A 25007-nucleotide genomic window follows, 5' to 3' on the forward strand; every position below is an offset into this window, starting at 1 on the left:
AAAGGAGCATTCATGGTTTCCGACAACCGCGACGCGGCCGCGCTGGACCGGCTGCTGGCCCCGGCATCGATTGCGATCGTGGGCGCGTCCGACAACCCCGACAAGATCGGCGGGCGGCCCATTCATTACATGCGCCGCCACGGCTATGCGGGCACCTTGTATCCCATCAATCCGCAACGCGCCGAAGTGCAGGGAGAACGGGCATGGCCCGACCTGGACGCCTTGCCCGCGCCGCCGGACCTGGCCATCGTGGCGGTGGCGGGCGAGCAAGCCGTGCAGGCAGTGGACCGCTGCGCGGCGCTGGGGGTGTCGGCCGCCATCGTGATTTCGGCGGGGTTCTCGGAAACCGGCGAGGCGGGCCGCCGGACGCAAGACGCCATGACGGCGCGGGCGCGCGCGGCCGGCATGCGCATCGTGGGGCCCAATTCGCAGGGCCTGGCCAATTTCGGCAACGGCGCAATCGCAAGTTTCTCGACCATGTTCCTGGAGGTGGCGCCGCAGGACGGGCCGGTTGCCGTCATCAGCCAGAGCGGCGGCATGTGCGCGATGGTCTACGGCCTGTTGCGCCAGCGCGGCGTGGGCGTGAGGCATGTGCACGCCACGGGCAACGAGGCCGACGTCACGGTCGCCGAGCTGGCCTGCGCGGTGCTGCGCGACCCCGAGGTGCGCATCGTGCTGCTGTACCTGGAGTCGCTGCGCGATGCCGGCGCGCTGGCGGAGGCCGCGGCGCTGGCCCGCGCGCGCAACGTGCCGCTGATTGCGGTGAAGGCGGGCCGCTCCGAGGCGGGCGCCCGCGCGGCGGCGTCGCACACGGGCGCGCTGGCCAATGAAGACCGCACGGTGGATGCCTTCTTTGCGCACCACGCCATTCTGCGGGCCCGAGACCCGCAGGAACTGGTTCGCTACGCCGAACTGGCGCTGCGCGGCCCGCTGCCGCAAGGACCGCGCATGGTGGTGGTCAGCAATTCGGGCGCGAGCTGCGTGCTGGCGGTCGACGCGGCGGTGGAGCGCGGCCTGCAGATCGCGCCGCTGGGCCAGGCCACGCAGGAAATCCTGGGGCAGCGCCTGCCCGGCTTTGCCACCACCGGGAATCCGGTGGACATCACCGCCGCGCTGCTCTCGAACAACGGGCTGTTCGGCGAGGTGCTGCCCCCCATCGCGCAAGACCCCGCGGCCGATATGTTCCTGATCGACATCCCGGTGGCGGGCCGCGGCTACGACGTGGCGCGGTTTGCGGCCGACACCGCGCGCTTTGCGCAGGCAGCGGCCAAGCCGGTGGCCGTGGTGGCCTGGCAGGACCCGGTCGCCAGCGCGTTCCGGGCGCATGGCGTGCCGGTGTATGCGGACGAGCAGCAGGCGGTGGAGGCCCTGGCGGCGCTGTGGCGGCTGCACAGGCTGCGCGAACGCGCGCCCGTGGAAGCGTCGGTGGCGCCTGTGGAGGCGCCGGCCGATGCGCGGCCCGGGTTCCTGTCCGAAGCCGCCAGCCTGGCCTTGCTGGCCGCGCAGGGCATCGCCGTGGGCGAGCACGCGCTCTGTGCGAATGCCGATGCGGCCGTGGCAGCCTGGCACCGAATGGGCGCGCCGGTGGCGCTCAAGGCGTGCTCGGCGCGATTGCCGCACAAGTCGGAACACGGATTGGTGGCGCTGGGCATCAATGACGAGGCGGCGTTGCGCGAGGCCCTTGCGCGCCAGGCGCAGACACTGGCCAGGCTGGGCGTGGACGACGCGAGCTGGATCGTGGCGCGCATGCAGCGCGGCCTGCACGAGCTGGCGCTGGGCGTGCGCAACGACCCGGTGTTCGGTCCGGTGGTGATGGTGGGCGCGGGCGGCAAGTACGTGGAAGCGCTGGGCGACGTGGCGCTACTGATGCCGCCCTTCGCGGCCGAGGAAGCACTGGCGGCGCTGCGCAGCCTGCGCATCGGCAGGCTGCTGGCGGGTGTGCGCGGCGAGCCCGCGGCCGATATGCAGGCCGTGGCGGAGCAGGCGGCGCGCCTGGGCCGCTACGCGCTGGCGGCTGCGGGACACGTGGCCTCCATCGACATCAATCCGGTGCTGGTGGGCGCGCAGGGCGAAGGCGCCGTGGCGCTGGACGCGCTGGTGGAGTTGTCGGATGGAGTCAGCGAGGCGGCGCGGCGCGCGGCCTGAATGGCGGAACCAACGGAGACATTCATGAAAAACCCTGGATACAAGACCCTGATACTGGGCGCCGCGCTGGCCCTGTCCGCCACTGCCCAAGCCGCATCGGCCTGGCCGGCGCGGCCCATCACGCTGGTGGTGCCGTTTCCACCGGGTGGCACGACGGACTTGCTGGCTCGGTTGGTGGCGCGCGAAGCCGGCGCGAGGCTGGGCCAGAGCCTGGTGGTGGAGAACCGGCCCGGCGCGGGCGGCGGCATCGGCGCGGCGGCAGTCGCCCGCGCGCAGCCCGACGGCTACACGCTACTGATGGGCACGCTGGGCACGCAGGCCACCAACCAGTTCATCTACGCGCAAATGCCCTATGACTCGGCCAGCGGCTTCGCGCCCGTGACGCTGGTGGCCAATTCGCCCAACGTGCTGCTGGTCAACCCCAAACTGGGCATTGCGTCGGTCGCGCAGCTCATCGAACAGGCGCGGCGCGCGCCGGGTTCGCTGAACTTCGCGTCCACCAGCCTGGGCGGCTCCCCGCATCTGTCTGGCGAGCTGTTCAACCGGCTGGCCAAGGTGGACATCCGCCACGTTCCATACAAGGGCTCGGCGCCCGCCATGACGGATCTGCTGGGCGGGCAGGTGCAGCTTATGTACGACAACCTGCCGTCGGCCATGGGCCAGATCAAGGCCGGCGCGGTGCAGGCGCTGGCGGTGACGACCACGCAGCGCGTGCCCATGCTGCCGGACGTGCCCACGGTGGCCGAGGCCGGGCTGCCGGGCTATGAGGTGAATTCCTGGTTCGGCCTGCTGGCGCCGGCCGGCACGCCGTCCGAAGTCGTCGGCAAGCTGCGGGACGCGGTGGCCGCGGCGCTGGCCGAGCCGGGCACGCGCCGGCAGGTCGAGGAACTGGGCGCGATTCCGGTGGCGGGCACGCCGGCGCAATACGCCGAGACCATCCGCGCCGACACCGCCAAGTGGCGGCAAGTCATCCAGGATGCGGGCATCCGGCCCCAATGAGGCGGCGCATCCCGAACAAGGAGGCAGACATGAACGACAAAGCAGGCAGGCTGCGCATCGGCTCGGGTTCGGGCTGGTGGGGCGACCGCATCGACCCGGCGCGTTGGAACGCGGAGCGTAGCGCGCTGGATTTTCTGTGTTTCGAGACCATGGCCGAGGCCACCGTGTCCGCCGCGCAGGTGCGCAAACGGCGCGATCCGGCCTTCCCGGGCTACGACACCTGGCTGGATGAGCGCATGCGCGCGGTGCTGCCGCATTGCAAGGCGAACGGCACCCGCATCGTGTCCAACCAGGGCTGGATCAACCCGCGGGCCGCCGCCCGCCGCGTGGCGGAGCTGTGCGCGCAGGCGGGCTGGGCCGACGCCCGCGTGGCCGCCGTGACGGCCACGGACCTGAGCGCGGAAATTGCCGCCAGCGATCTGCGCATCCTGGAGACCGGCGCGCCGGTGTCGACGGTGCGCGACACGTTGATCTCGGCCGAGCCCTATGCGGGCGCGGCCGCCATCGTGCAGGCCCTGGAGCAGGGCGCGGACATCGTCATCACCGGACGCGTGGCCGATCCTTCGCTCTTCCTCGCGCCCATGATGCACCGCTACGGCTGGCGCGAAGACGACTGGACCCGGCTGGGGCAGGGCAGCGGCATCGGCCATTTGCTGGAATGCGGCGCGCAGGTCACGGGCGGCTACTTCGGCGACCCCGGCTACAAGGACGTGCCCGAGCCCTGGAACCTGGCGTTCCCCTATGCCGATGTGGACGCCGACGGCACGGCGGAAATCGGCAAGGTGGCGGGCACGGGCGGCAGCATCGACCTGCGCACTGTGAAAGAGCAGATGTTCTACGAAGTCCACGACCCGGCGCGCTACATCACGCCGGACGTGGTGGTGGACTTCACCACGGCGCGGCTGGAACAGGTCGCCCAGGACCGCGTGCGCGTGAGCGGCATTTCCGGGCATGCGCGCACCCCTACGCTCAAGGTGTCCATCGGCTGCACCGAAGGCCACATCGGCGAAGACATGTTTTTCTTCGCCGGCCCGGGCTGCCTGGAAAAGGCGCGGCTGGCCGAGACCATCCTGCGGGAGCGCCTGCGCACCGCAGGCCTGCAGGCCGAGGACCTGCGCATCGATTTCATCGGCGTGAACGCCGTGCACGGCGCGGCCTCGGCCGCCCTGCGCGAGGAGCCGGCCGAAGTGGCGGTGCGCATCGCGGCGCGCTGCGCCAGCCGCGCGCAGGCCGAGAAGATCGGCCGCGAGGTGGACGGCATGGCCGTCTGCGGGCTGGCGTCCACCGGCAAGCGCGTGCCGCACCAGGACCGCACGCGCGAAGTCATCGGCCTGTGGTCCACGCTGGTGCCGCGCGAGCGCGTGGCGTGCCGCGTGGAGTTCGTTTAAGGAGACGTCATGCGGGTTACGTTGCGTAGCGTGGCACACACGCGCAGCGGCGACAAAGGCAATACCTCGAATATCGCGGTCATTGCCTACGAGCCGCAGTTCTATCCCCACATCAAGCGCGCGCTCACGGTAGAAGCCATGCGCGCCATCTACAACGAGCAGGCCGTGCGCGGCGACATCCGGCGCTACGAGGTGGATGGCCTGGGCGTGCTGAACTTCGTGCTCGACGGCGCGCTGGGCGGCGGCGTGTCGCGTAGTCTGGCTATCGACAATTACGGCAAGGCCCTGGCCAGCGCCGTGCTACGGTTGGAGCTGGAGGTGCCGGACGATCTGGCGCCTTTGCTGCGAGGTCCCCAACCCACCAAGGAGGGTAGCGGATGTTCGAAGACCTGAAATCCCGCACCGTGCTGGTCACCGGCGCGTACAGCGGGCTGGGGCGCCACTTTGCCGGGGTGCTGTCGGGCGCGGGCGCCCGAGTGGCGCTATGCGGACGCCGAACGGCGCTGGGCGAGGAAGCCGCGGCCGCCATCCGCGCGGCGGGCGGACAGGCCTGCGCGATCGGCATGGACGTCACGCAGCCGGCCAGCGTGCAGGCGGCGTTCGACGCCGCGGCCGAGGCGCTGGGGCCGGTGAGCGTGGTCATCAACAATGCCGGCATCGCGGTGTCGCGGCCGGCGCTGGAGCTTACCGAAGACGATTGGACCGGGCTGGTGGACGTGAATCTCAACGGCGCCTGGCGGGTGGCCCAGGCGGCCGCGCGGCATTTCATCGCGCACGGCACGTCGGGCGCCATCGTCAACATCGCGTCCATCCTGGGCCAGCGCGTGGCCTCGCACGTGGCGCCCTACGCGGCCGCCAAGGCCGGCCTGCTGCACCTGACCCGGGCGCTCGCCCTGGAATGGGCGCGCCACGGCATCCGCGTGAACGCGCTCGCCCCCGGCTACATCGCCACCGACCTCAACCGTGAATTCTTCGCCTCGCCCGCCGGCGAAGCGCTGATCAAGCGCGTGCCGCAACGCCGGCTCGGCCAGCCCCAGGACCTGGACGGCCCGCTGCTGTTGCTGGCGTCGGACGCCTCGGCGTTCATGACCGGTTCGGTCATCGACGTGGATGGCGGCCACCTGGCCAGTTCGCTATAACCCGCAACCCCGTATATCCGGGGCCGCGCCCCGGCAAGGAGACGCCGCATGGATTTCTCGCTACCGCCCGAACTGGAAGACTACCGCCGCCGCGTGCGCGATTTCGTCGACCGCGAACTGATCCCGCTAGAAGCCGACCGGGCCAACTACGACGATCACGAGAACATCGCCGAAGCCGCGCTGGAACGCATGCGCGCGCGGGTGCGCGAAGCCGGCCTGTGGGCCTTGCAGATGCCGCGCGAACTCGGCGGCCAGGGCCTGCCCATGGCGGGACTGGCCGCCTGCTACGAAGAAATGAACCGCTCCATTTTCGGGCCAGTGTGTTTCAACGCGGCCGCACCCGACGACGGCAACATGCGCGTGCTGGCCCAAGTGGCCCGGCCGGACCAGAAGGCGCGCTGGCTGCAGCCCATCATCGACGGCAAGGTGCGTTCGGCATTCGTCATGACCGAGCCGCACCCCGGCAGCGGCTCGGATCCCTCCATGATGCGCACCACCGCCACGCTCAAGAACGGCAAGTGGGTGGTGAACGGGCGCAAGTGGTTCATCACCGGCGCGGGCGTGGCGCGGCATTTCATACTCATCGCCCGCACCTCGGAGGACTCGCGCAAGGGCCTGAGCGCGTTCCTGTTCCACGCGGACCAGCCGGGCTGGCGCATCGAGCGCCGCATTCCCATCATGGGGCCCGAAGAGCATGGCGGGCACTGCGAACTGGTGTTCGACGGCCTGGAGATCCCCGAGGAGAACCGGCTGATGGAGGTGGGCGACGGCCTCAAGCTCACGCAGATCCGCCTGGGGCCCGCGCGGCTGACGCACTGCATGCGCTGGCTGGGGCTGTCGCGGCGCGCCATGGCGGTGGCGGTGGACTACGTGGGCCAGCGCAGCAGCTTCGGCCAGAAGCTGGCCGAGCGCGAAGGCGTGCAGTGGCTGCTGGGCGAGGCCGCCATGCAGATCGAGATCGGCCGCCTGCTGACCATGCGCGCCGCCGTCCGGCTGGACCAGGGCGACTACGCGCGCAAAGAGATCTCCATGGCCAAGATCGTGGTGTCCGAAACCCTGCAAAAGGTGGTCGATACGGCGCTTCAGTTGAACGGCGCGCGCGGCTACTCCAAGGACACCCCCCTGGAATGGATCTACCGCTATGCGCGGCAGGCGCGCTTGGTGGACGGCGCTTCCGAGGTGCACAAGATGGTGCTGGCGCGCTATCTGATGGACGAGGGCGACGGCTACTGGCGCTGGGATGAAGCGGACGCCCCGCGCAAGGCGCTGGTATGACTCGCGCCGCCCCCGTTACCCCGCCGCCGTGGTTGCCCGCGCTGGCGGCCTATCTGGGCGGCCTGGGCCTGGCGGACCCCGCCACGCTCACGCTGCGGCCCCTGTCCGGCGGGCAATCCAATCCCACTTACCTGCTTGAAGACGCCACGGGCCGGCGCGTGCTGCGCAAGCAGCCGCCGGGCGAATTGCTGCCCTCGGCCCACGCGGTGGATCGCGAATACCGCGTGATGTCCGCGCTGGCGCACAGCGCCGTGCCGGTGCCGCGCATGCTGCACTACTGCGCCGATCGCGCCATCGTGGGAACGCCGTTCTACCTGATGAGTTTTGCGGATGGGCGCGTCTTCATGGACCCGGCGCTGCCCGGCATGGAGGCGGCCGAGCGCGGCGCGCTCTACGCCGAAGCGGGCCGCGTGCTGGCGGCGCTGCACGCCGTGAACCCGGCCGAGGCGGGGCTGTCGGACTACGGCCGCAGCGGCGATTACTTCGCGCGGCAAGTGGGCCGTTGGACCCGCCAGTACCGCGACACGCAGACCGAGGCCATCGCCGCCATGGACGCGCTCATCGATTGGCTGCCGCGCCATCTTCCCGAAGACGACGGCCAGACCCGGCTGGTGCATGGCGATTACCGCATCGACAACCTGGTGTTCCACCCCTCCGAGCCGCGGGCGATCGCGCTGCTGGATTGGGAATTGTCCACGCTGGGCCATCCGCTGGCGGACCTGGCCTATCACTGCATGTGCTGGCGCATTCCGCCCGCGCTGTGGCGCGGCATCGCGGGCCTGGACCTGGCCGCGCGGGGCATTCCCGACGAAGACGCGTTCGTGGCCGTCTACTGCCGCGAACGCGGCATCGCGCCGCCGCCCAACTGGGATTTCTATCTGGCCTACAGCTTTTTCCGCATCGCCGCGATTCTGCAAGGCGTGTACGCGCGTGCCCGGGCCGGCAACGCCGCCGCCGAGGACGCGCTGGAAATGGGCGCGCGAGTGGCGCCACTGGCGGAACTGGGCTGGCAGGCGGCAAGCCGGGAAACCCGCCGCAAGGCGGCCAACCAGGAGGAACCGCAATGATCGCCGACACCGACGAACTGCCGCGCAACGCGGCCAACCACGTGCCGCTGTCGCCGCTGGGTTTCCTGGACTGGGCCGCCTGCGTGTTCCCGGCGCGCCCGGCGCTCGTGCATGGCGCCACGTTCAGCCAGAGTTGGAGCGCCACCCGGGATCGCTGCCGACGCATGGCGTCGGCGTTGCGGGCCTGGGGCGTCGGGCGCGGCGACGTGGTGGCGGTGCTGGCGCCGAATACGCCGGCGCTGTACGAGGCGCACTTCGGCGTGCCGATGGCGGGCGCGGTGCTCAATGCGCTCAACACGCGGCTGGATGCGGCCACGCTGGCCTTCATCCTGTCGCACGGCGGGGCGACGGTGCTGCTATTCGACAGCGAGTACAGCGAACAGGTTCGTGAAGTGCTGGCCCTGCTCGACGCGCCGCCGCGCGCGGTGCGCATCGAGGATCGAGAGTTCGCCGGCGAGCACGGCACGCTGGGCGAGGCCGAGTATGAGGGCTGGCTGGCGGCCCAGCCCGCCGATGCGGACTGGGAACCGCCCGCCGATGAATGGCAGGACATCTGCCTCAATTACACCTCGGGCACCACCGGCAACCCCAAGGGCGTGCTGTATCACCATCGCGGCGCGTATCTCAATGCCATGGGCAATGTGTTGTCCTGCGGCATGCCGCCGCATGCGGTGTATTTGTGGACGCTGCCCATGTTCCATTGCAATGGCTGGTGCTTTCCCTGGACGCTCGCGGCGCTGGCCGGCACCAGCGTGTGCCTGCGGCGGGTGGAGCCCGCCGCCGTCTTCGACGCCATCGAGCGTCACCGCGTGGGTTTTTTTTGCGCCGCGCCGGTGGTGCTGACGATGCTGGTCAACGCGCCGGTTGCCGTGCGCCGGCGCGCCGCGCATCCGGTGCAGGCCATGACTGGCGGCGCCGCACCCCCCGCGGCCATCATCGAAGCCATGGAGGAGCTGGGCATCGGCGTCACGCATCTGTACGGACTCACCGAAACCTATGGGCCATCCATCAGCTGCGCCTGGCACGAAGAATGGGATGCCCTGCCGCTGGCGCAGCGCGCCGCCCGCAAGGCCCGGATCGGCGTGCGCAAGCTGAATGTGGAAGCCGTGCAGGTGCTGGACGCCGAGGGCCGCCCGGTGCCCGCCGACGGCGCCACCCTGGGCGAAATCGCGCTGCGGGGCAACACGCTCATGAAGGGCTATCTGCACGACCCCGCCGCCACCGCCGAGGCGTTTGCCGGCGGCTGGTTCCATTCCGGCGACCTGGGCGTGGTGCACGCCGACGGCTATATCGAGATCAAGGATCGCGCCAAGGACATCATCATTTCCGGCGGCGAGAACATCTCCACCGTCGAAATCGAAGGCGTGCTGTACCGGCATCCCGACGTGCTCGAAGCCGCGGTGGTCGCGCGCCCGGACGCGACCTGGGGCGAAACGCCCTGCGCCTTCGTGGCGCTGAAGGACGGCGCCCGCGCCGATACCGAGGGCATCCTGGCGCACTGCCGCCAACACCTGGCGCGGTTCAAGGTGCCGCGCACCATCGTGTTCGGACCGCTGCCCAAGACCGCCACCGGCAAGATCCAGAAGTTCCTGCTGCGCGAGCGGGCCAGGGGGTTGTAGGACAGCTCGCAGCGTAACCGCCTCAACCCCATCTCCCCGCAAGACAACATAAGGGCCGCATAAGCGGCCCTTGCTGTCTGCTACCGCGAAACGCGGATCAACCCTTGCGCGCCTGCGCAATCAACCCATCCAGCTGCGTCAGCATCGTGTCGATTTCTTCAGCCGTCACGTTCAAGGCCGGCATGAAGCGCAGCAGGTTGCCGCGCGGCGCGTTCAGCAGCAGGCCGTTGGGCGCCAGGTTGCGCGCGGATTCGACGATGGCGGGGCCGTCGTCGCGGTCCATGACCAGCGCGCGCAGCAGGCCCATGCCGCGCTCGCCCTTCATGCCGTACTTGGCCGACAGGGCCAGCAGGCCTTCGGACAGCTGCTTGGCGCGGGCGTTGACCGACTCCATGAAGCCCGGCGCGGCCAGCGCGTCGAACACCGCCACGCCCACGGCGGCCATCAGCGGATTGCCGTTGTACGTGCCGCCCTGGTCGCCGTGCGAGAACACGCAGACTTCCTGGCGCGCCAGGAGCGCGGCCAGCGGCACGCCGCCGCCGATGCCCTTGGCCAGCGTCATGATGTCCGGCACCACGTCGGATTGCTGGTAGGCGAACATGGTGCCCGTGCGGCCCATGCCGGTCTGGACTTCGTCGACGATGAAGAGCAGCTTGTGTTCGTCGGCCAGCTTGCGCAGGCCCTGCATGAACTCCTTGCTGGCCGGGATGACGCCGGCTTCGCCCTGGACGGGTTCGAGCATGATGGCGACGGTCTGGTCGTCGATCAGCTTGCGCACGGATTCCAGGTCGTTGATTTCGGCCTTGGGGAAGCCTTCGACCTGCGGGGCGAACATCTTGTCCCAGCCCGGCTTGCCCGACGCGGACATGGTCGCCAGCGTGCGGCCGTGGAAGCCGTGGTTCATGGTGATGATCTTGTGCGCGCCCTTCTTGTTGACCTGGCCCCATTTGCGCGCCAGCTTGATGGCCCCTTCGTTGGCTTCGCCGCCGCTATTGGCGAAGAAGACGCGGTCGAAGACCGAGGCGCCGGTCAGGCGCTGGGCGAGTTCGATGGACGGCAGGTTGTAGAACGCCGGCGAGGGGTTCATCAGCAGCTTGGACTGGTCCAGCAGTGCCTTCTGCATTTCCGGGGCGCAGTGGCCCAGGGTGTTGACGGCCCAGCCCTGGACGAAGTCCAGGTATCGCTTGCCCGCGTGATCCTCCAGCCAGGATCCCTGGCCTCGCACGAACACGAGGTCCGGGCGGGAGGTGATCTCCATGAGGGTGTTGACGTTGAACTGGCTGAATTCCATGGCGGTTCCTGCGGAATGAGAGAACAGGGGTTGAAAAAGAGTGGGAAACGCTAAAAGGCGAATTTAGCATCGGCGGGGGAATGCTATCGTGACGAACCCCTGCCGATCCGCCCCACGGCCGCCTCAAAAGGGCTGCCAGCGCGGGGCGCTCTATTTTATGCAACAGGCGCACCCCCCGCCCGCAGACCTTTGTCGCTTTTTACTGACCAATCATGAAACGTATTCTTTCCAGTCTGGCCGCCGGCCTGGCGCTGACGGCGGCGGCCGCTACCGCCCAGGCGGCGTACCCTGAGCGCCCCATCCGTTTGATCGTGCCTTTCCCGCCCGGGCAGGCCACCGACATCTTCGCGCGCGCCCTGGCGGAAAAGCTGGGCGCGGTCGTGAAACAGCCCATCGTGGTGGAGAACCGCGCCGGCGCCGGCAGCAATATCGGCATGGAGCAGGCGATGCGCGCCGCGCCGGACGGCTACACGCTGGTGATCGCGGGCTCTGCCGCCGCGGTCAACCAGACGCTGTACAAGACCATCAACTACAGCCTGACCAAGGATTTCGCGCCGGTGTCGGGCGTGTTTTCGGTGCCGCTGATGTTCCTGGCCACGCCGGCCTCGGGCATTACGTCGCTGAAACAGCTGGTGGACCAGGCGCGCGCCAATCCGGGCGAACTGGCCTACGCCAGCGCGGGCATCGGCGGCACGCAGCACTTGTCGGCCGAGATGTTCAAGGCCGCCGCCGACATCGACATCCGCCACATCCCGTACAAGGGCAGCGGCCCGGCGCAGGCGGATTTCCTGGGGCACCAGGTTCCGCTGATGGTGGATTCGGTGACGGCGGGCCTGCCGCACGTGCAGAGCAAGAAGGCGGTGGCGCTGGCGGTGACGACGGCCAAGCGCCTGCCGCAGTTGCCCGACGTGCCGACGGTGGCGGAGTCGGGTTATCCGGGGTTCGAGGCCATCGGCTGGGCCGCGGTGCTGGCGCCGCAGGGGACGCCGTCCGAGGTGACGGGCTACCTGAGCCAGCAGATCGGCCAGGTGCTGAATGCGCCGGAAATGCAGAAGTTCTTCCGCGACCGCGGCGCCGAGCCGATGCCGCTGACGCCGCAGGCCACCGGCACGTTCATCGCCGGCGAAGTGGAAAAGTGGGGCAAGGCGGTGAAGCAGTCGGGCGCGCAGGTCGACTGACCGCCGCGCCGCGATCCCGGCGCCCGCCGGGATCGCCCATCGGCCGCGGCTGCCGCGCTCAGTGCGGCTGGGTCAAGGCCGGATCGTCGGGCTCTCCCGGCCCGCCGGGTTGGCCTGGCCGGCCCGGCTGGTCCGGTTGGCCCGGCCGCCCGGGCACATCGGGCGGCCGGCGGCCGGGATCGGGATCGTCCTGGCCGGGTCGGGGCGTCGGCTGCTGGCCGGGCGCCTGCTTGTCCGGCGCGTCGCCGGGATGTTCGCCCGGCGGGCGAGAGGGATCGCCGATGGGCGGGGTCGAGGGATCGGGATCGGGGGGCTGCTGGTGCGCGTTCATGGCGGTCTCCTGAAGAGTGCAAGCCCACGATAGGCCCGGCCCGCCTCCCTGCCCAGATCACGCAGGACGAGCCCATCTAGTGTTTTTTTCCTATCCGCCGGCCGCGCCGCCGGCGCGCGTGCCCATTTCAGGAAAATAGGTAAAAAGCACCCCCGGATCTGGTGCGCTCGCTTCTTACGCCCGCGCGGCGCCATTCCTATAGTGGATTCGTCCGCGGCCGGGGCCGCCGTCCTGGCGACCTGCCCGGCGCGCGGCCATGCAACGCAAGGAGCGACGACATGGACAAGGACCGCATCAAAGGCGCCGCCAAGGAAGTCAAAGGCGCGATCAAGGAAACCGCCGGCAAGGTGACCGGCAACCGCGAAACGGAAGTGAAAGGCAAGGCGGAGAAGACGGTGGGCAAAGTGCAACGCAATGTGGGCGAGGCCAAGGACCAGGCACGGGACTTGCTGGACAAAAAATAAGCGCGGCTGCCGTCGGCATGGCCCGCTATGTCCAATGAACGCCTAAAGGAGAAGAACATGACGCATCGAATCTGGCTTGCGCTGGTGCTGGCCGCCGCCGCCGTCACGGCGGGCTGCCATACGATGGAAGGTGCCGGCAAGGACATTGAGCGTGGCGGGGAGAAGATCCAGGAAAAAGCCCAGTAAGCCCACTAAAGCCTGCGTGTGAAGCCGGCGCGCTGATCCCGCGCCGGCGCTTTTTGCATTCTGGCGGCAGAAAACGGGAATGCCGCAGCGCGCTTCAACGCGAGAAGCCGCGCGCCGCGATTTCCCAGACGTCCTGCACCACGCCGTCCTTCACCACCACCAGGCCGTCGTGCAGGTTGAAGGTGGGGTCGACGTGCGAAGGCACCAGGCGCAGCACGGCGCCCAGGGCGGGCGCCTGCGCGCCGGGTTCCACGCGCACCACGCCGTGTTCATCGTTGATGGCCGCGTAGGTGAGCCCCGGCTCGCCGTAGACCGCGGGCGGGCCGCATTCGGCCGTGGTGGACTTCAGGCCCGCGTCCAGGATGACACGCCCAGGGGCGGGCGTGCTCATGACGGTGGACAGCACGAAGAGGCTGTTCTGGAACTTCAGCGGGCCGTTCCATTCGTTGGCGCCGTAGTCGCCGTCCATGAAGGCGTAGGAACCGGCCTGCAGCTCGGTGTAGACGCCGCTGGCCGCGTCGAATTCCACGCTGCCCGTGCCGCCGCCGGTGATGGTGTCGCAGGCGATGCCGCTCTCGCGCAGCAGCTGCGCATAGGACGCGGCGATGCGCGCGGCCTGCCGGCAGACGGCGGCGCGCTCTTCGCGCGTGCGGTAGTGCTGCACCGAGCCGTGGTAGGCCTGCAGCCCCGCGAAATTCAGGCCGGGCAGGGCGCGGGCCTGCTGCGCCAGCGCCAGCACGGTGGCGTCGTCGGACACGCCGCAGCGGCCCTGGCCCACGTCCACCTCGACCAGCACGTCGATCTCGGCGCCGGCCCGGGTCATGGCGGCCGACAGCTGCGCCAGGTTTTCGGCGTTGTCCACGCACACGCTGATCTTGGCGGCGCGCGCCAGTTGGCCCAGCAGCGCCAGCTTGGCCGGGCCGACCACTTCGTTGCTGATGTGGATGTCGCGGATGCCGGCGGCCACGAAGGGCAGGGCTTCGCTGACCTTCTGGCAGCAGATGCCGCGCGCGCCCAGGGCCAGCTGGCGCAAGGCGATTTCCGGGCACTTGTGCGCCTTGGCGTGGGGCCGCAGGGCCACCTCGTGCCGGTCGGCCCAGGCCTGCATGGCGCGCAGATTCGCCTCGAAGGCCGGCAGGTCCAGCACCAGGCTGGGCGTGTCGATCCGGGACAAGGGATCGCCCGGCTGGGCCGCCGGGGGCAGCGCTATGCCGCGTATGACTTCCTGGGACATCGGGGGACGCTCCGTCGTGATTGCACCGCGTGGGAGGTAACCGCGCCATAACCAAACATGGACCGGTCATAACCTAAAGGGATGCGACCCCCTGGTAAACGATAGCCCGGTAAGCATTGGCTACAGGAAGTCGGCATGACAGAATTTCATCATAAAGAAAGCCCCCGAGGGGAGGCGCGTTTTTGCCGCCGGGCACAAGACCCGGCGGCAAAAACCAATTACATCCAAAACGGCAGCAAGCAACGGAGAAGCCCGCATGAAACTGAAGCACTGGATCACCACCCTGACCTTGGCCGTCGCCGCGGTCGGCGCCGTCGGCTCCGCGCAAGCGCAGCAATTCTTCCGCATCGGCACGGGCGGAACCGCCGGCACCTACTATCCCATCGGCGGCATCATCGCCAACGCGGTATCGCAACCCGGCAAGCTGATCGCCACGGCGGTCGCCTCCAACGGGTCGGTGGCCAACATCAACGGTATCCTCGGCGGTTCGTTCGAGGCGGGATTCACGCAGTCGGACGTGGCCTACTGGGCCTATAGTGGCACCGGCACCTTCGAAGGCAAGCCCAAGGCGCAGGACCTGCGCCTGATCTCCACGCTGTACCCGGAAAGCATCCACCTGGTGGCGCGCAAGGGGTCCGGCATCAAGAGCGTGGCCGACCTGAAGGGCAAGCGCGTGTCCATGGACGAGCCGGGCTCGGGCACGCTGGTCGACGTGCGCCTGATCCTGGGCGCCTACGGCATGACCGACAAGGACATCAAGGCCGAATACCTCAAGCCCAACCAGGCGGGCGACAAGCTCAAGGACGGCGGGCTGGACGCGTTCTTCTTCGTGGGTGGCGCCCCCGCCGGCGCCATCGCGGAACTGGCGTCCAGCGGCGCCGGCATCGAGATCGTGCCGCTGGTCGGCCCCGAGATCGACGCGCTGCGCGCCAAGCAGGAGTTCTTCACGCCCGACACCATCGCCGCGAACACCTACCAGAACGTGGGCGAAGTGAAGACCATCTCGGTCAACGCGCAGATGGTCACGTCGGCCAAGCTGCCGGAACAGGTGGTGTACGACGTCACCAAGGCGCTGTACAGCGACGCCACGCGCAAGACGCTGGACAACGGCCACGCCAAGGGCAAGCTCATCACGCGCGACAACGCGATCAAGGGCGCGGGTATTCCGTTCCACCCGGGCGCCGAGAAGTTCTACAAGGAAATCGGCCTGCTGAAGTAGGCCCCCCCCGAGCGCCTTCGGCGCTTCCCCCCGGGGGGCGCCGCAGTGGGCCGGCGGAGCCGGACCCACGCGGCCCCGATGGGGCGGCGGCGTGCGGCGAGTTTGCTGCTTGGGAAACGAAGTTTGCCTATCTGCGGTGCGCTGCGCCGCGCTTGAGTGGGGCCGCCATGAGCGGCCCTGCTTGCTGAATCATCCTGAGAATCACGGCGATGGAAATAGACCACGAAAAAACCCAGCAGCTGGCGGAAAAGTACGATTCGGAAATCCGCTTCCGGCCGCTGGACAAGACGGCCACCTGGATCGTCTCCGGCCTGCTGGTGACGCTCTCGATCTTCCACTACTACACGGCGGGTTTCGGCCTGCTGCGCGAAGCCACGCACCGCGGCGTGCACCTGGCGTTCGTGCTTAGCCTCATCTTCCTGGTGTTCGGCTTTTCGAAGGCGCACTACACCCGCGAACCCAAGTCCACCTGGTACGCGCCGGGCGGCATCCCGCTGTACGACTGGATCATCGCCATCGCGCTGGCCCTGTCCGTGCTGTACATCCCCTACATTTTCGAGGACCTGGCGTTTCGCGTCGGCAATCCGCTGCCGATCGACGTGTTCATGGGTTCCATCCTGCTGATCGGCCTGCTGGAAGCCACCAGGCGCGCCATGGGTTGGCCGCTGCCGATCATCGCGCTGGTATTCATGGCCTACGCCATGTTCGGCCCGTATTTCCCGGGGCTGCTCCAGCACGCCGGCAACACCTGGTCCCAAGTCGTCAACCACATGTACCTGACCAGCCAGGGCGTATACGGCGTGGCGGTGGGCGTGGTGGCCACTTACGTTTTCCACTTCGTGCTGTTCGGCGTGCTGGCCACGCGCATCGGGCTGGGCCAGTTGTTCCTGGACGTCGCCTCCACCGTGGCCGGGCGCTACGCCGGCGGCCCGGCCAAGGTGTCGGTGTTCGGCTCGGCCATGTTCGGCATGCTGTCGGGTTCCTCGGTGGCCAACGCGGTAACGGTGGGGTCGCTGACCATCCCGGCCATGATCCGCATCGGCTATCCCCGGCACTTCGCCGCGGGCGTGGAAGCCGCCAGCAGCACGGGCGGGCAGATCACGCCGCCCATCATGGGCGCGGCGGCCTTCCTGATGATCGAATTCCTGGGCATCCCGTACCAGCAGATCGCCATCGCGGGGATTTTCCCGGCCTTCCTGTACTTCTTCGGCATGTTCATGCAGGTGCACTTCGAGGCCAAGCGCGAAGGCCTGCGCGGCCTGACCGAAGAGGAAATGCCCAAGCTGAAGCAGTCGTTCAAGATGCGCTGGCCGACCCTGATCCCGCTGGTGCTGCTGATCGGCGTGCTGGCCAGCGGCCGTACGCCGTACCTGGCGGCCTTCGCCGGGATCTCGGGCTGCATCGTGGTGGGCCTGCTGAATCCCTTCCAGCGGCTGCGCTGGCGCGATCTGTACGAAGCCTTCGAAACCGGCGCCAAGTACGCGCTGGCCGTGGGCGCGGCGGCGGGCACGGTGGGCATCGTGATCGGCGTGGTCACGCTGACCGGCGTGGGCTTCAAGATCTCGTACATCGTGATCTCGGCGGCGCAGGCAATCGCCGGCGGCGCGGCAACGGTCATTCCGGAGACGATTGCCAACATGCAGACGCTGACCCTGGTGGCGGCGCTGATCATGACCGGCATCGTCTGCATCCTGATGGGCTGCGGCATTCCCACCACGGCGAACTACCTGATCATGGTGGCGGTGGCCGCGCCCACGCTGGTGCAGCTGGGGGTGCAGCCCATCGCGGCGCACTTCTTCGTCTTCTATTTCGGCATCCTGGCGGACATTACCCCACCCGTGGCGCTGGCGGCCTATGCCGCGGCGGGGATGGCGGGCAGCGATCCATTCAAAACGGGCAACACCGCGTTCAGGCTGGGCATCACCAAGCTCATCGTGCCATTCGTGTTCGTGTTCTCGCCGTCGCTGCTGATCTCGGTCCAGGGCTTTACCTGGTACGACTTCTTCGTGACGCTGTTCGGCTGCATGGTCGGCCTAGTGCTGCTGTCGGCCGCGTTCTCCCGTTACATGCTGGTGGGCATGAAGAGCTGGGAGCGCTGGCTCTGCACCATCGGCGCGCTGCTCACGATCCTGCCCGGGCTGGCCAGCGGGTTGATCGGGCTGGCGATCTGCATCCCGGTGTTCATGCGCCAGCTGGCGCAGCTGAAGCTGGAGAACGCCCCCAAAACCGCCTGACGCGCGGGGCCGCAACGGCCGGCGCGAGAAAAAAAGGGGCGGATCCGCGAGGCCCGCCCCTTTTTTTGCTTGAATCATGCATTTTGGCAGCATTTGGCGGAAGAAGGCGCCATTGTTGCCCCAGGGTGACGACATACAACATTCCCCCGTCCGGTCGGTTGCCCGCCCCTATAAATCAGCGTAAAGTAAAATTCATGTTTGCTGGTCTGCCGATATGCGGGCCGACTGTGCAAACAGGCACAACACTGCGCCATATGTTCGATATCCTGGTTTATCTGTACGAGAATTACTACACGCCGCAAGCCTGTCCTGCGGCCGACGTGCTGGCCAAGCGGCTTGCCGCCGCCGGGTTCGAGCACGAAGACATCGACGATGCGCTCGGGTGGCTCTACGGCCTGGCCGAGACCACCGAACGGTGCGTCGATCTCGCCCAGGCGCCCACCACCGGCACCCGGATCTACACCGATAACGAGTACCAGCAACTCGGCACCGAATCCATCGGCTTCATCGCCTTCCTGGAATCGGCCGGCGTGCTGCCCGCGCCCCTGCGCGAAATCGTCATCGACCGGGGCCTGGCCGCAACGGAATCGCCCGTGCCGCTGTCCAAGATCAAGATCATCGCCCTCATGGTTCTCTGGAGCCAGGAAGCCGAGATCGACAATCTGGTCCTGGAAGAGCTGCTGGACGACGAAGGCGTGCGCCGCCTGCACTGAGCGCGGCGCCTCGCCCACCCATTCCCTTTTGCCCATGCCCGCGCGTCACCGCGCGGGCTTTGCCCTGTGAACTACATAGGCCGTTTCGCTCCCAGCCCCAGCGGTCCGCTGCATGCGGGCTCGCTGGTCGCCGCCCTGGCGAGCTGGCTGGACGCTCGCGCCCATGACGGCCGCTGGCGCCTGCGCATCGAAGACGTGGACACCCCGCGCACCGTGCCCGGCGCGGCCGACCGCATCATGGCGCAGCTGGAGGCGCTCGGCCTGTCCTGGGACGGCGAGATCATGTGGCAGTCCCGGCGCGGCGACGCTTACCAGGCCGCCTTCGACGGCCTGGCCGCGCGCGGCCTGATCTATGGTTGCGGCTGCACCCGCCGTGAAATCGCCGACTCCGCGCTGCGCGGCCAGACCGCCCCGGGCGCCGACGGCGAGCGCCCCTATCCCGGAACTTGCCGCCACGGCCTGCCGGAGGGCCGCCAGGCGCGCGCCTGGCGCGTGCGCATGCCAGAAGGCGTGGAACACTTCGAAGACCGCTGGCTGGGCCCCCAGGAGCAGGATGTGGCGCAGGCCGTGGGCGACATAGCCCTGCGGCGCGCGGACGGCCTGTGGGCCTATCAATTGGCCGTGGTGGTGGACGATGCGGCGCAGGGCGTCACGGACGTGGTGCGCGGCGCGGACCTGCTCAGTTCAACGGCGCGCCAGATCGTGCTGGGCCGCCTGCTGGGCCTGCCCCCGGTGCGCTACCTGCACGTGCCGCTGATCCTGGATGCGGGCAGTGGGCTCAAACTGTCCAAGCAGAACGGCGCCCCGCCCATCGATACCGGCGAGCCGCTCGCAGCGCTGCAGGCCGCCTGGCGGGCGCTCGGCTTCGCCCCCTTCGAGGCGCCGGACCGCGACGCCTTCCTGCGCGAAGCCACCGCGCGCTGGGCGCGGCGCTTCCCTTAGCGCTTTTTTGCCTGGTTCCAACGCACGCCTACAGCGGCTGCAGGTCTTCTCCCAGCATCCGCACCAGCAGCGCCTCGCCATCGTCGGCCACGCGCAGCTCGCCGTACCGGGCGACCTGATAGCGCTCCGCCTGCCCTTCGGGGAAGAAATACGCATTGGTCACGATGCGCACCCCGTTGTTGCGCACGCGGTAGCGCAGCGGCACTTCCGCCTCGGTGTGGGGATGCACGTCGGGCTGGATGCGCAGCGGCTGCGCGACGCCGCGCGCGTCGCGCGCCAGCATGACGTAGCCGTCCGGCTCGTAGCCCAGGATGGAGTCGTCGTCGCGGCGGTTCTCGCCGCCCAGGCGCAGCCGCGTGACTTCGCGGCTGGCGGCGAAGTTCAGCGCCATGTAGTCGCCCTGCATGAGGGAGCGGGGATCCACCGGCGCCAGTTCCAGGATGACCACCTTGCCCGAGGCCAGCAGCTTCTCGCGCTGCCAGATCCCGCCGTTGGCGACCGCCAGCACCAGCGCCAGGCCGCCCAGGATGGCCAGCGTGCGCCAGCGCAGCGGGCCCGACACCCGCGGCAGCGGCCCGCGCACGGACGGTGCCTGGGTGCGCATCAGCCGCGGCACCAGCCACACCAGGACGCGCAGGACGAAGAGCAGCACCGCGGCACCGCCCAGCCACAGCGCCTTCTGCAGCAGCGGCACGTCGAGCTGGTAGTAATAGACGCCCAGGTAGGCCAGCAGGCTGAGCACGCCGAAAATGACCAGGCGCGGCTGGTTGAGCCCGAAGCCCAGCAACAGCCACGCCAGGGAGAAGCCCACGCCCGGGCTGGGCAGCCAGAACAGGGCCAGGACCAGCAGCGCCAGGGGCACGCCCCAGGTCACGCCCGCGGTCAGCACGCGCCGCCGCGGCCAGAGCACGGCCAGGGCCGCGGCCGCCGGCAGCAGGGCGCCGGCCGTCACCAGCACCGCGGTGCGGGGATTGAGCTGCCACATCGCCGGCAATTGCTGGGCCGAGATGCCGCTGGCCAGCCACACCATGCCCTGGACCGACAGCAGGAAGGCCCAGGCCAACGGCTGCAGGGCGTGGGCCCGCTTGCCGCCCAGCCGCCGGCCGAGGGTGAGCAGGACTGCCGTGGCCCAGGCGCCCGTCACCGCGATGGGCAGCCAGACGAAGGTGGCCGCGGCCACGTCGAAGTCCAGCCAGGCGTCCAGCAGGTCGTCGCGCATCAGTTCCGGCGCCACGCCGCGCCAGATCAGGCCGGCGGCCGCCAGGGCGATGAGCAGGCCGCTCAGGAAGCGCAGGATCGCGTCCGGCCCCAGGGCATAGACGGCCGCGGCCATCAGCAGCACGAACAGGCAGGCGTTGGTGAACGAGGTGGAGCTGGACAGGCCGTAGATGATCAGGATCTGGCCGGTGAAGGCCATGGCCGTGCCGCACTGGCGCCAGAAAGGGCCGGCGTCGCTGCGCAGGACCGCCACGCCCGCCGCGCACAGCACCAGGCCGGCCACCAGCGCGCCTTCCTCGGTGGTGATCAGCCCGGAGAACGCCACGAATACCAGCAGCAACAGGGTGGCCAGCCAGGCGCTCAGGCCCAGCAGGCATTGCACGTACCAGGGCGGATCCGTCTGCGTTGCGGCGGGCGCCAACTGCGCGACCGGCGCGCCGGCCTCGGCCGGATCGACCGAATTGCCCGCCGACGCCGCGGCCGGCTCGGCATCGGCCGCGGCCAACGGCGCCGCGGGTTCCGCGCCCAGCCGGCGCAGCCAGCGGGCGGCCCAGACCGCTTCCGCCATCAGCAGCGCGGCCAGCGGCAGGGCGGCCCAGACGCCGGGTTCGAGCCGCAGCAGCCATTCGCCCACCACCCGCAGCGACACGCAGATCACGCCGCCGGCCAGCATCGCCAGGATGACCAGGTCGCGGCGGCCCCGCTGATAATAGAAGCCCAGGCCCAGCGTGACGGCCAGCCAGGCGATGCCGTTGGCCGTGCCCAGGCCGCGCAGGATGTAGTCGCCGAACATGAGGGACACCACCAGCACGCTGATGGTCAGGGCGGCCAGGATGCGCGGCCCGAAGAGGGTGCTGGCCCGCCAGCGGCGCGCGGCCATTTCCCAGGCCAGCAGCAGCACGAGGTTCAGGGCCGCCACGATCAGGCTGGCGGCCCCGGGGCCGCCGAAGACCAGCCACCAGTCGAAAGCGCGTTCGCCCAGCCACAGGGCCATGGCCACGTTCAGCACCAGCACCCAGAGCAGCCAGACGGCCTGGCTGCCCGCCGCCAGCGCCCAGGGCAGCAGCAGCGCCGCCCACCAGGCGAACAGTTCCCAGGTATCGGCCCCGGTCTGGTAAGTTTGGCCCAATAGCGCGAGCAGGGCGCCAAGCAGGATGCCGGCCAGCGCCAGCAGGGCGCCGGGGATGCTGCGGCGCACGCCCGGCGTGGCGCGCAGGCGCAGCCCGGCCCAGGCGGCGGCCAGCACGCAGACCGCCAGAAGCGCCTGGATGCCGGCGAAGCGCTGTACCTTGGTCATGTCCTGCCAGTTCGCGGCGACCCAGCAAACCGCCGCGCTGCCGAGCAGCAAAACGCCCAGCCAGAGGGTGCTCCGCGCCAGGAATTGACGCCAAGCGTGCAGTTCGGATCCCGCCTGCCTTTCAGTGCCGACTTGCATCTCGCGAATCTCCGATCTTATTATCCGCGCTACTAAGGCGGGTCTACCGCCACTGGATACACATGAATAAAACGCTGATTATTGCCGAGAAGCCCTCGGTGGCCCTTGATATATCACGCGCCTTGGGAGGCTTCGCGCGCGAGGGCGACTATTTTGAAAGCGAACGTTACGTCCTCGCATCGAGCATAGGCCACTTGCTCAGCTTGGTCGCGCCCAACGATCCGGTCAAGGGGAAATGGAGCTTCACGCACCTGCCCGTGATCCCGCCGGAGTTCGAGCTGGGCCCCACCGACAAGAAATCCGCGGAACGCCTGAAGCTGCTGGTCCGCCTGGCCAAGCGCAAGGACGTGGACGCCATCATCAACGCCTGTGACGCGGGACGCGAAGGCGAACTGATCTTCCGCTACATCATTCAGTACGCGGGCGTGAAGAAGCCGATCCAGCGCCTGTGGCTGCAATCGATGACCCAGGCCGCCATCCGCGAAGCCTTCGCCAACCTGCGCGACGACGTCCAGTTGAAGCCGCTGGAGGCCGCCGCCCGCTCGCGCGCCGAGGCCGACTGGCTGGTGGGCATCAACGGCACCCGCGCAATGACGGCCTTCAACAGCAAGGATGGCGGCTTCTTCAAGACGCCGGTGGGCCGGGTGCAGACCCCCACGCTGGCCATCGTGGCCGAGCGCGAGGAGCGCATCCGGCGCTTCGTGCCGCGCGACTACTGGGAAGTGCGCGCGCAGTTCGTGGCCGCCGCCGGCCTGTACGAAGGCCGCTGGATCGACCCCGACTTCAAGAAAGACGAGCGCGACCCCGAAAAGCGCGAATCGCGCCTGTGGTCGCAAGCCGCCGCGCAGAGCGTGGTGGCCGCCTGCCGCGACCAGCCCGGCCACGTCACCGAGGAATCCAAGCCGTCGACCCAGATGTCGCCGGCCCTGTACGACCTGACGTCGCTCCAGCGCGAGGCCAACGGCCGCTTCGGCTTTTCGGCCAAGACCACGCTGGCGCTGGCCCAGACCCTGTACGAACGCCACAAGGCGCTGACCTACCCGCGTACCGACTCCCGCTACCTGCCCGAGGACTACATCGCCACCGTGCAGGAAACCATGCGGGCGCTGGCCAAGGGCGGCTCCAACGCCGTGGGCGGCCTGTCGCGCCACGCGGAAACCGTCGTCGGCAAGCAATGGGTGAAGCCGAACCGCCGCATCTTCGACAACAAGAAGGTGTCGGATCACTTTGCCATCATCCCGACGCTGCAGATCCCGCACGACCTCAGCGAGGCCGAGGGCAAGCTGTACGACCTGGTGCTCAAGCGCTTCCTGGCGGTGTTCTTCCCCGCCGCGGAATACCGCGTCACCACGCGCATGACCGAAGTGCAGGGCCACCGCTTCCGCACCGACGGCAAGGTGCTGGTCAATCCGGGCTGGCTCACCGTCTACGGCAAGGAAGCCCAGGGCGAGGACGCCAACCTGGTGCCGGTGGCCGACGGCGAGACCGTGCGCACCGAGGACGTGGAAGCCGTGGGCCTGACCACCAAGCCGCCCGCCCGCTTCAACGAAGGCACGCTGCTGTCGGCCATGGAAGGCGCGGGCAAGCTGGTCGACGACGAGGAACTGCGCGAGGCCATGTCCGAACGCGGCCTGGGCACGCCGGCCACGCGCGCCGCCATCATCGAAGGCCTGCTCAACGAGAGCTATCTGCGCCGCGAGGGCCGCGACCTGGTGCCCACGGCCAAGGCGCGCCAGCTGATGACGCTGCTGTCCGGCCTGGACGTGACCGAACTGACCTCGCCCGAACTCACCGGCGAATGGGAGCACAAGCTCAAGCAGATCGAGCAGGGCGGACTGGGCCGCGAGGCCTTCATGCGCGAAATCGCGCAGATGACGCAGGTCATCGTCAAGCGCGCCAAGGAATACGAGCGCGACACGGTGCCCGGCGACTACGCCACGCTGCAGACGCCGTGCCCCAAGTGCGGCAGCGTCGTGAAGGAAAACTACCGCCGCTACGCCTGCACCAGCTGCGACTTCTCCATCGGCAAGCACCCGGGCGGTCGCACTTTCGAGCTGCCCGAAGTGGAAGAGCTGCTGGCCAAGCGCGAGATCGGTCCGCTGCAGGGCTTCATCAGCAAGATGGGCCGCCCCTTCGCGGCCATCCTGCGCATCAGCGATGAGTACAAGCTGGAATTCGACTTCGGCCAGAACGACGAAGACGACGGCGAAGCGGTGGACTTCTCCGGCCACACGCCGGTGGGCCCCTGCCCCAAGTGCCAGTCGCGCGTCTTCGAGCATGGCATGAGCTATGTCTGCGAGAAGTCCGTCGGCCCCGAAAAGAGCTGCGACTTCCGTTCCGGCAAGGTCATCCTGCAGCAGGAGATCTCGCGTGAACAGATGGAGAAGCTGCTGACGAACGGCCGCACCGATCTGCTCGACGGCTTCGTCTCCAGCCGCACGAACCGCAAGTTCAAGGCCTTCCTCGTCCGCCAGCCGGACGGCAAGGTCGGCTTCGAGTTCGAGCCGCGTCCCGAGAAGCCCGGCCGCGCCCCGGCCAAGACGGCCACGAAGACGGCGACGAAGACCGCCACCAAGACGGCCGCCAAGACCGCCGCGAAGAAGGCGCCGGCCAAGAAGGCCGCGGCAAAGAAAGCAGTCAAGAAGGCGGCGCCGAAAAAGACCGCGTAGGATGGGTGGAGCGCGAGAGTTCCTAGGCAAGAACCTCGGTGCTCAACGCGCGCAACCCATGCGGCCGTGGGCAGACTGGTTTTTTGGTCCATGCCGGGCATCGTCTGCCCATAGCCGCATGGGTTGCGCGCGATGGAGGGCGGTTTTCTGGCTTAAGAACTCTCGCGCTCCACCCATCCTACGAAACCGAAACAACGCCCGGGCAACCGGGCGTTTTCCATTGTTGGACGCCGGAGGCTGGGGTATTGTCTACGCCAAACC

The 25007-nt window shown here is 68.9% G+C and carries 20 protein-coding genes; 16 read left to right on the forward strand and 4 right to left on the reverse strand.

The window, feature by feature from the left end; genetic code table 11:
- Positions 1-12 precede the first annotated feature (12 nt).
- From ADE01S_RS09880 to ADE01S_RS09915, 8 genes are read left to right on the forward strand one after another with little or no spacing between them, the layout of a single operon-like run.
- The gene (locus tag ADE01S_RS09880) at positions 13-2145 is read left to right on the forward strand and encodes an acetate--CoA ligase family protein (RefSeq protein ID WP_062681515.1); all 2133 of its coding nucleotides are present in this window, start codon (positions 13-15) and stop codon (positions 2143-2145) included.
- Positions 2146-2169: 24 nt separating this feature from the next.
- Positions 2170-3144, forward strand: coding sequence for a Bug family tripartite tricarboxylate transporter substrate binding protein (locus ADE01S_RS09885; protein ID WP_062681516.1), 975 nt, complete (start codon positions 2170-2172; stop codon positions 3142-3144).
- Positions 3145-3173: 29 nt separating this feature from the next.
- Positions 3174-4532: an acyclic terpene utilization AtuA family protein gene (locus ADE01S_RS09890; protein WP_062681517.1), complete on the forward strand. Its 1359-nt coding sequence runs from the start codon at positions 3174-3176 to the stop codon at positions 4530-4532.
- A 9-nt stretch (positions 4533-4541) separates the two neighbouring features.
- The gene (locus tag ADE01S_RS09895; protein WP_062681518.1) at positions 4542-4925 is read left to right on the forward strand and encodes an AtuA-related protein; all 384 of its coding nucleotides are present in this window, start codon (positions 4542-4544) and stop codon (positions 4923-4925) included.
- Positions 4910-5671: an SDR family NAD(P)-dependent oxidoreductase gene (locus tag ADE01S_RS09900; protein WP_062681519.1), complete on the forward strand. Its 762-nt coding sequence runs from the start codon at positions 4910-4912 to the stop codon at positions 5669-5671. The genes ADE01S_RS09895 and ADE01S_RS09900 overlap by 16 nt, the downstream gene beginning before the upstream one ends.
- 48 nt (positions 5672-5719) lie before the next feature.
- The gene (locus tag ADE01S_RS09905) at positions 5720-6946 is read left to right on the forward strand and encodes an acyl-CoA dehydrogenase family protein (protein WP_062681520.1); all 1227 of its coding nucleotides are present in this window, start codon (positions 5720-5722) and stop codon (positions 6944-6946) included.
- On the forward strand, positions 6943-8013 hold the full coding sequence (locus ADE01S_RS09910; RefSeq protein ID WP_062681521.1) for a phosphotransferase: 1071 nt from the start codon (positions 6943-6945) through the stop codon (positions 8011-8013). Before ADE01S_RS09905 ends, ADE01S_RS09910 begins: the two co-directional genes overlap by 4 nt.
- Entirely contained in the window at positions 8010-9632 is a 1623-nt protein-coding gene (locus ADE01S_RS09915; RefSeq protein WP_062681522.1) for an AMP-binding protein, read from the forward strand. The genes ADE01S_RS09910 and ADE01S_RS09915 overlap by 4 nt, the downstream gene beginning before the upstream one ends.
- 97 nt (positions 9633-9729) lie before the next feature.
- Here the strand turns inward: ADE01S_RS09915 and ADE01S_RS09920 are convergent, their stop codons facing one another.
- On the reverse strand, positions 9730-10923 hold the full coding sequence (locus ADE01S_RS09920; RefSeq protein WP_062681523.1) for an acetylornithine transaminase: 1194 nt from the start codon (positions 10921-10923) through the stop codon (positions 9730-9732).
- Positions 10924-11135: 212 nt separating this feature from the next.
- Here ADE01S_RS09920 and ADE01S_RS09925 point away from each other — a divergent pair, with 212 nt between their 5' ends.
- Positions 11136-12101: a Bug family tripartite tricarboxylate transporter substrate binding protein gene (locus tag ADE01S_RS09925; RefSeq protein ID WP_062681524.1), complete on the forward strand. Its 966-nt coding sequence runs from the start codon at positions 11136-11138 to the stop codon at positions 12099-12101.
- Positions 12102-12159: 58 nt separating this feature from the next.
- Here ADE01S_RS09925 and ADE01S_RS09930 read toward each other — a convergent pair whose 3' ends face one another.
- A complete protein-coding gene (locus tag ADE01S_RS09930) occupies positions 12160-12432 on the reverse strand; it encodes a hypothetical protein (RefSeq protein WP_062681525.1) in 273 nt (90 codons plus the stop codon).
- A gap of 278 nt (positions 12433-12710) precedes the next feature.
- Here ADE01S_RS09930 and ADE01S_RS09935 point away from each other — a divergent pair, with 278 nt between their 5' ends.
- On the forward strand, positions 12711-12896 hold the full coding sequence (locus ADE01S_RS09935; protein ID WP_062681526.1) for a CsbD family protein: 186 nt from the start codon (positions 12711-12713) through the stop codon (positions 12894-12896).
- 57 nt (positions 12897-12953) lie between these two features.
- Positions 12954-13082: an entericidin A/B family lipoprotein gene (locus ADE01S_RS09940; protein WP_062681527.1), complete on the forward strand. Its 129-nt coding sequence runs from the start codon at positions 12954-12956 to the stop codon at positions 13080-13082.
- 94 nt (positions 13083-13176) lie between these two features.
- On the opposite strand, the gene ADE01S_RS09945 is transcribed toward ADE01S_RS09940, so the two are convergent.
- Positions 13177-14316: a DSD1 family PLP-dependent enzyme gene (locus ADE01S_RS09945; protein ID WP_062681528.1), complete on the reverse strand. Its 1140-nt coding sequence runs from the start codon at positions 14314-14316 to the stop codon at positions 13177-13179.
- A gap of 256 nt (positions 14317-14572) precedes the next feature.
- Between ADE01S_RS09945 and ADE01S_RS09950 the strand changes: the two genes are divergently transcribed.
- The 4 genes from ADE01S_RS09950 to gluQRS all read left to right on the forward strand — a co-directional run bounded on the left by ADE01S_RS09950 (position 14573) and on the right by gluQRS (position 19424).
- Positions 14573-15535, forward strand: coding sequence for a TAXI family TRAP transporter solute-binding subunit (locus ADE01S_RS09950; RefSeq protein WP_062681529.1), 963 nt, complete (start codon positions 14573-14575; stop codon positions 15533-15535).
- A gap of 209 nt (positions 15536-15744) precedes the next feature.
- Complete coding sequence (locus ADE01S_RS09955) at positions 15745-17769, forward strand: TRAP transporter permease (protein WP_062681530.1); 2025 nt, start codon at positions 15745-15747, stop codon at positions 17767-17769.
- Positions 17770-18023: 254 nt separating this feature from the next.
- Positions 18024-18482: a Smg family protein gene (locus tag ADE01S_RS09960; RefSeq protein WP_062681531.1), complete on the forward strand. Its 459-nt coding sequence runs from the start codon at positions 18024-18026 to the stop codon at positions 18480-18482.
- A gap of 66 nt (positions 18483-18548) precedes the next feature.
- Positions 18549-19424 (forward strand): tRNA glutamyl-Q(34) synthetase GluQRS, encoded by an 876-nt coding sequence (gene gluQRS / locus ADE01S_RS09965; RefSeq protein ID WP_062681532.1) that lies wholly within the window; start codon positions 18549-18551, stop codon positions 19422-19424.
- Positions 19425-19452: 28 nt separating this feature from the next.
- On the opposite strand, the gene ADE01S_RS09970 is transcribed toward gluQRS, so the two are convergent.
- Complete coding sequence (locus ADE01S_RS09970) at positions 19453-22077, reverse strand: GDYXXLXY domain-containing protein (protein ID WP_062681533.1); 2625 nt, start codon at positions 22075-22077, stop codon at positions 19453-19455.
- Between the two features lie 62 nt (positions 22078-22139).
- Here ADE01S_RS09970 and ADE01S_RS09975 point away from each other — a divergent pair, with 62 nt between their 5' ends.
- Positions 22140-24746: a DNA topoisomerase III gene (locus ADE01S_RS09975; RefSeq protein WP_062681534.1), complete on the forward strand. Its 2607-nt coding sequence runs from the start codon at positions 22140-22142 to the stop codon at positions 24744-24746.
- Positions 24747-25007 lie beyond the last annotated feature (261 nt).

The organism is Achromobacter denitrificans NBRC 15125 (assembly GCF_001571365.1).
GTDB lineage: Bacteria > Pseudomonadota > Gammaproteobacteria > Burkholderiales > Burkholderiaceae_B > Achromobacter > Achromobacter denitrificans.

Coding starts and splice junctions, on each gene's coding strand:
- ADE01S_RS09945 (WP_062681528.1), bottom strand. CDS start 14,316: ATGTCCCAGGAAGTCATACGCGGCATAGCGCTGCCCCCGGCGGCCCAG.
- ADE01S_RS09905 (WP_062681520.1), top strand. CDS start 5,720: ATGGATTTCTCGCTACCGCCCGAACTGGAAGACTACCGCCGCCGCGTG.
- ADE01S_RS09970 (WP_062681533.1), bottom strand. CDS start 22,077: ATGCAAGTCGGCACTGAAAGGCAGGCGGGATCCGAACTGCACGCTTGG.
- ADE01S_RS09895 (WP_062681518.1), top strand. CDS start 4,542: ATGCGGGTTACGTTGCGTAGCGTGGCACACACGCGCAGCGGCGACAAA.
- ADE01S_RS09940 (WP_062681527.1), top strand. CDS start 12,954: ATGACGCATCGAATCTGGCTTGCGCTGGTGCTGGCCGCCGCCGCCGTC.
- ADE01S_RS09960 (WP_062681531.1), top strand. CDS start 18,024: ATGTTCGATATCCTGGTTTATCTGTACGAGAATTACTACACGCCGCAA.
- ADE01S_RS09915 (WP_062681522.1), top strand. CDS start 8,010: ATGATCGCCGACACCGACGAACTGCCGCGCAACGCGGCCAACCACGTG.
- ADE01S_RS09900 (WP_062681519.1), top strand. CDS start 4,910: ATGTTCGAAGACCTGAAATCCCGCACCGTGCTGGTCACCGGCGCGTAC.
- ADE01S_RS09925 (WP_062681524.1), top strand. CDS start 11,136: ATGAAACGTATTCTTTCCAGTCTGGCCGCCGGCCTGGCGCTGACGGCG.
- ADE01S_RS09910 (WP_062681521.1), top strand. CDS start 6,943: ATGACTCGCGCCGCCCCCGTTACCCCGCCGCCGTGGTTGCCCGCGCTG.
- ADE01S_RS09890 (WP_062681517.1), top strand. CDS start 3,174: ATGAACGACAAAGCAGGCAGGCTGCGCATCGGCTCGGGTTCGGGCTGG.
- ADE01S_RS09885 (WP_062681516.1), top strand. CDS start 2,170: ATGAAAAACCCTGGATACAAGACCCTGATACTGGGCGCCGCGCTGGCC.
- ADE01S_RS09955 (WP_062681530.1), top strand. CDS start 15,745: ATGGAAATAGACCACGAAAAAACCCAGCAGCTGGCGGAAAAGTACGAT.
- ADE01S_RS09935 (WP_062681526.1), top strand. CDS start 12,711: ATGGACAAGGACCGCATCAAAGGCGCCGCCAAGGAAGTCAAAGGCGCG.
- ADE01S_RS09975 (WP_062681534.1), top strand. CDS start 22,140: ATGAATAAAACGCTGATTATTGCCGAGAAGCCCTCGGTGGCCCTTGAT.
- ADE01S_RS09920 (WP_062681523.1), bottom strand. CDS start 10,923: ATGGAATTCAGCCAGTTCAACGTCAACACCCTCATGGAGATCACCTCC.
- ADE01S_RS09880 (WP_062681515.1), top strand. CDS start 13: ATGGTTTCCGACAACCGCGACGCGGCCGCGCTGGACCGGCTGCTGGCC.
- ADE01S_RS09950 (WP_062681529.1), top strand. CDS start 14,573: ATGAAACTGAAGCACTGGATCACCACCCTGACCTTGGCCGTCGCCGCG.
- ADE01S_RS09930 (WP_062681525.1), bottom strand. CDS start 12,432: ATGAACGCGCACCAGCAGCCCCCCGATCCCGATCCCTCGACCCCGCCC.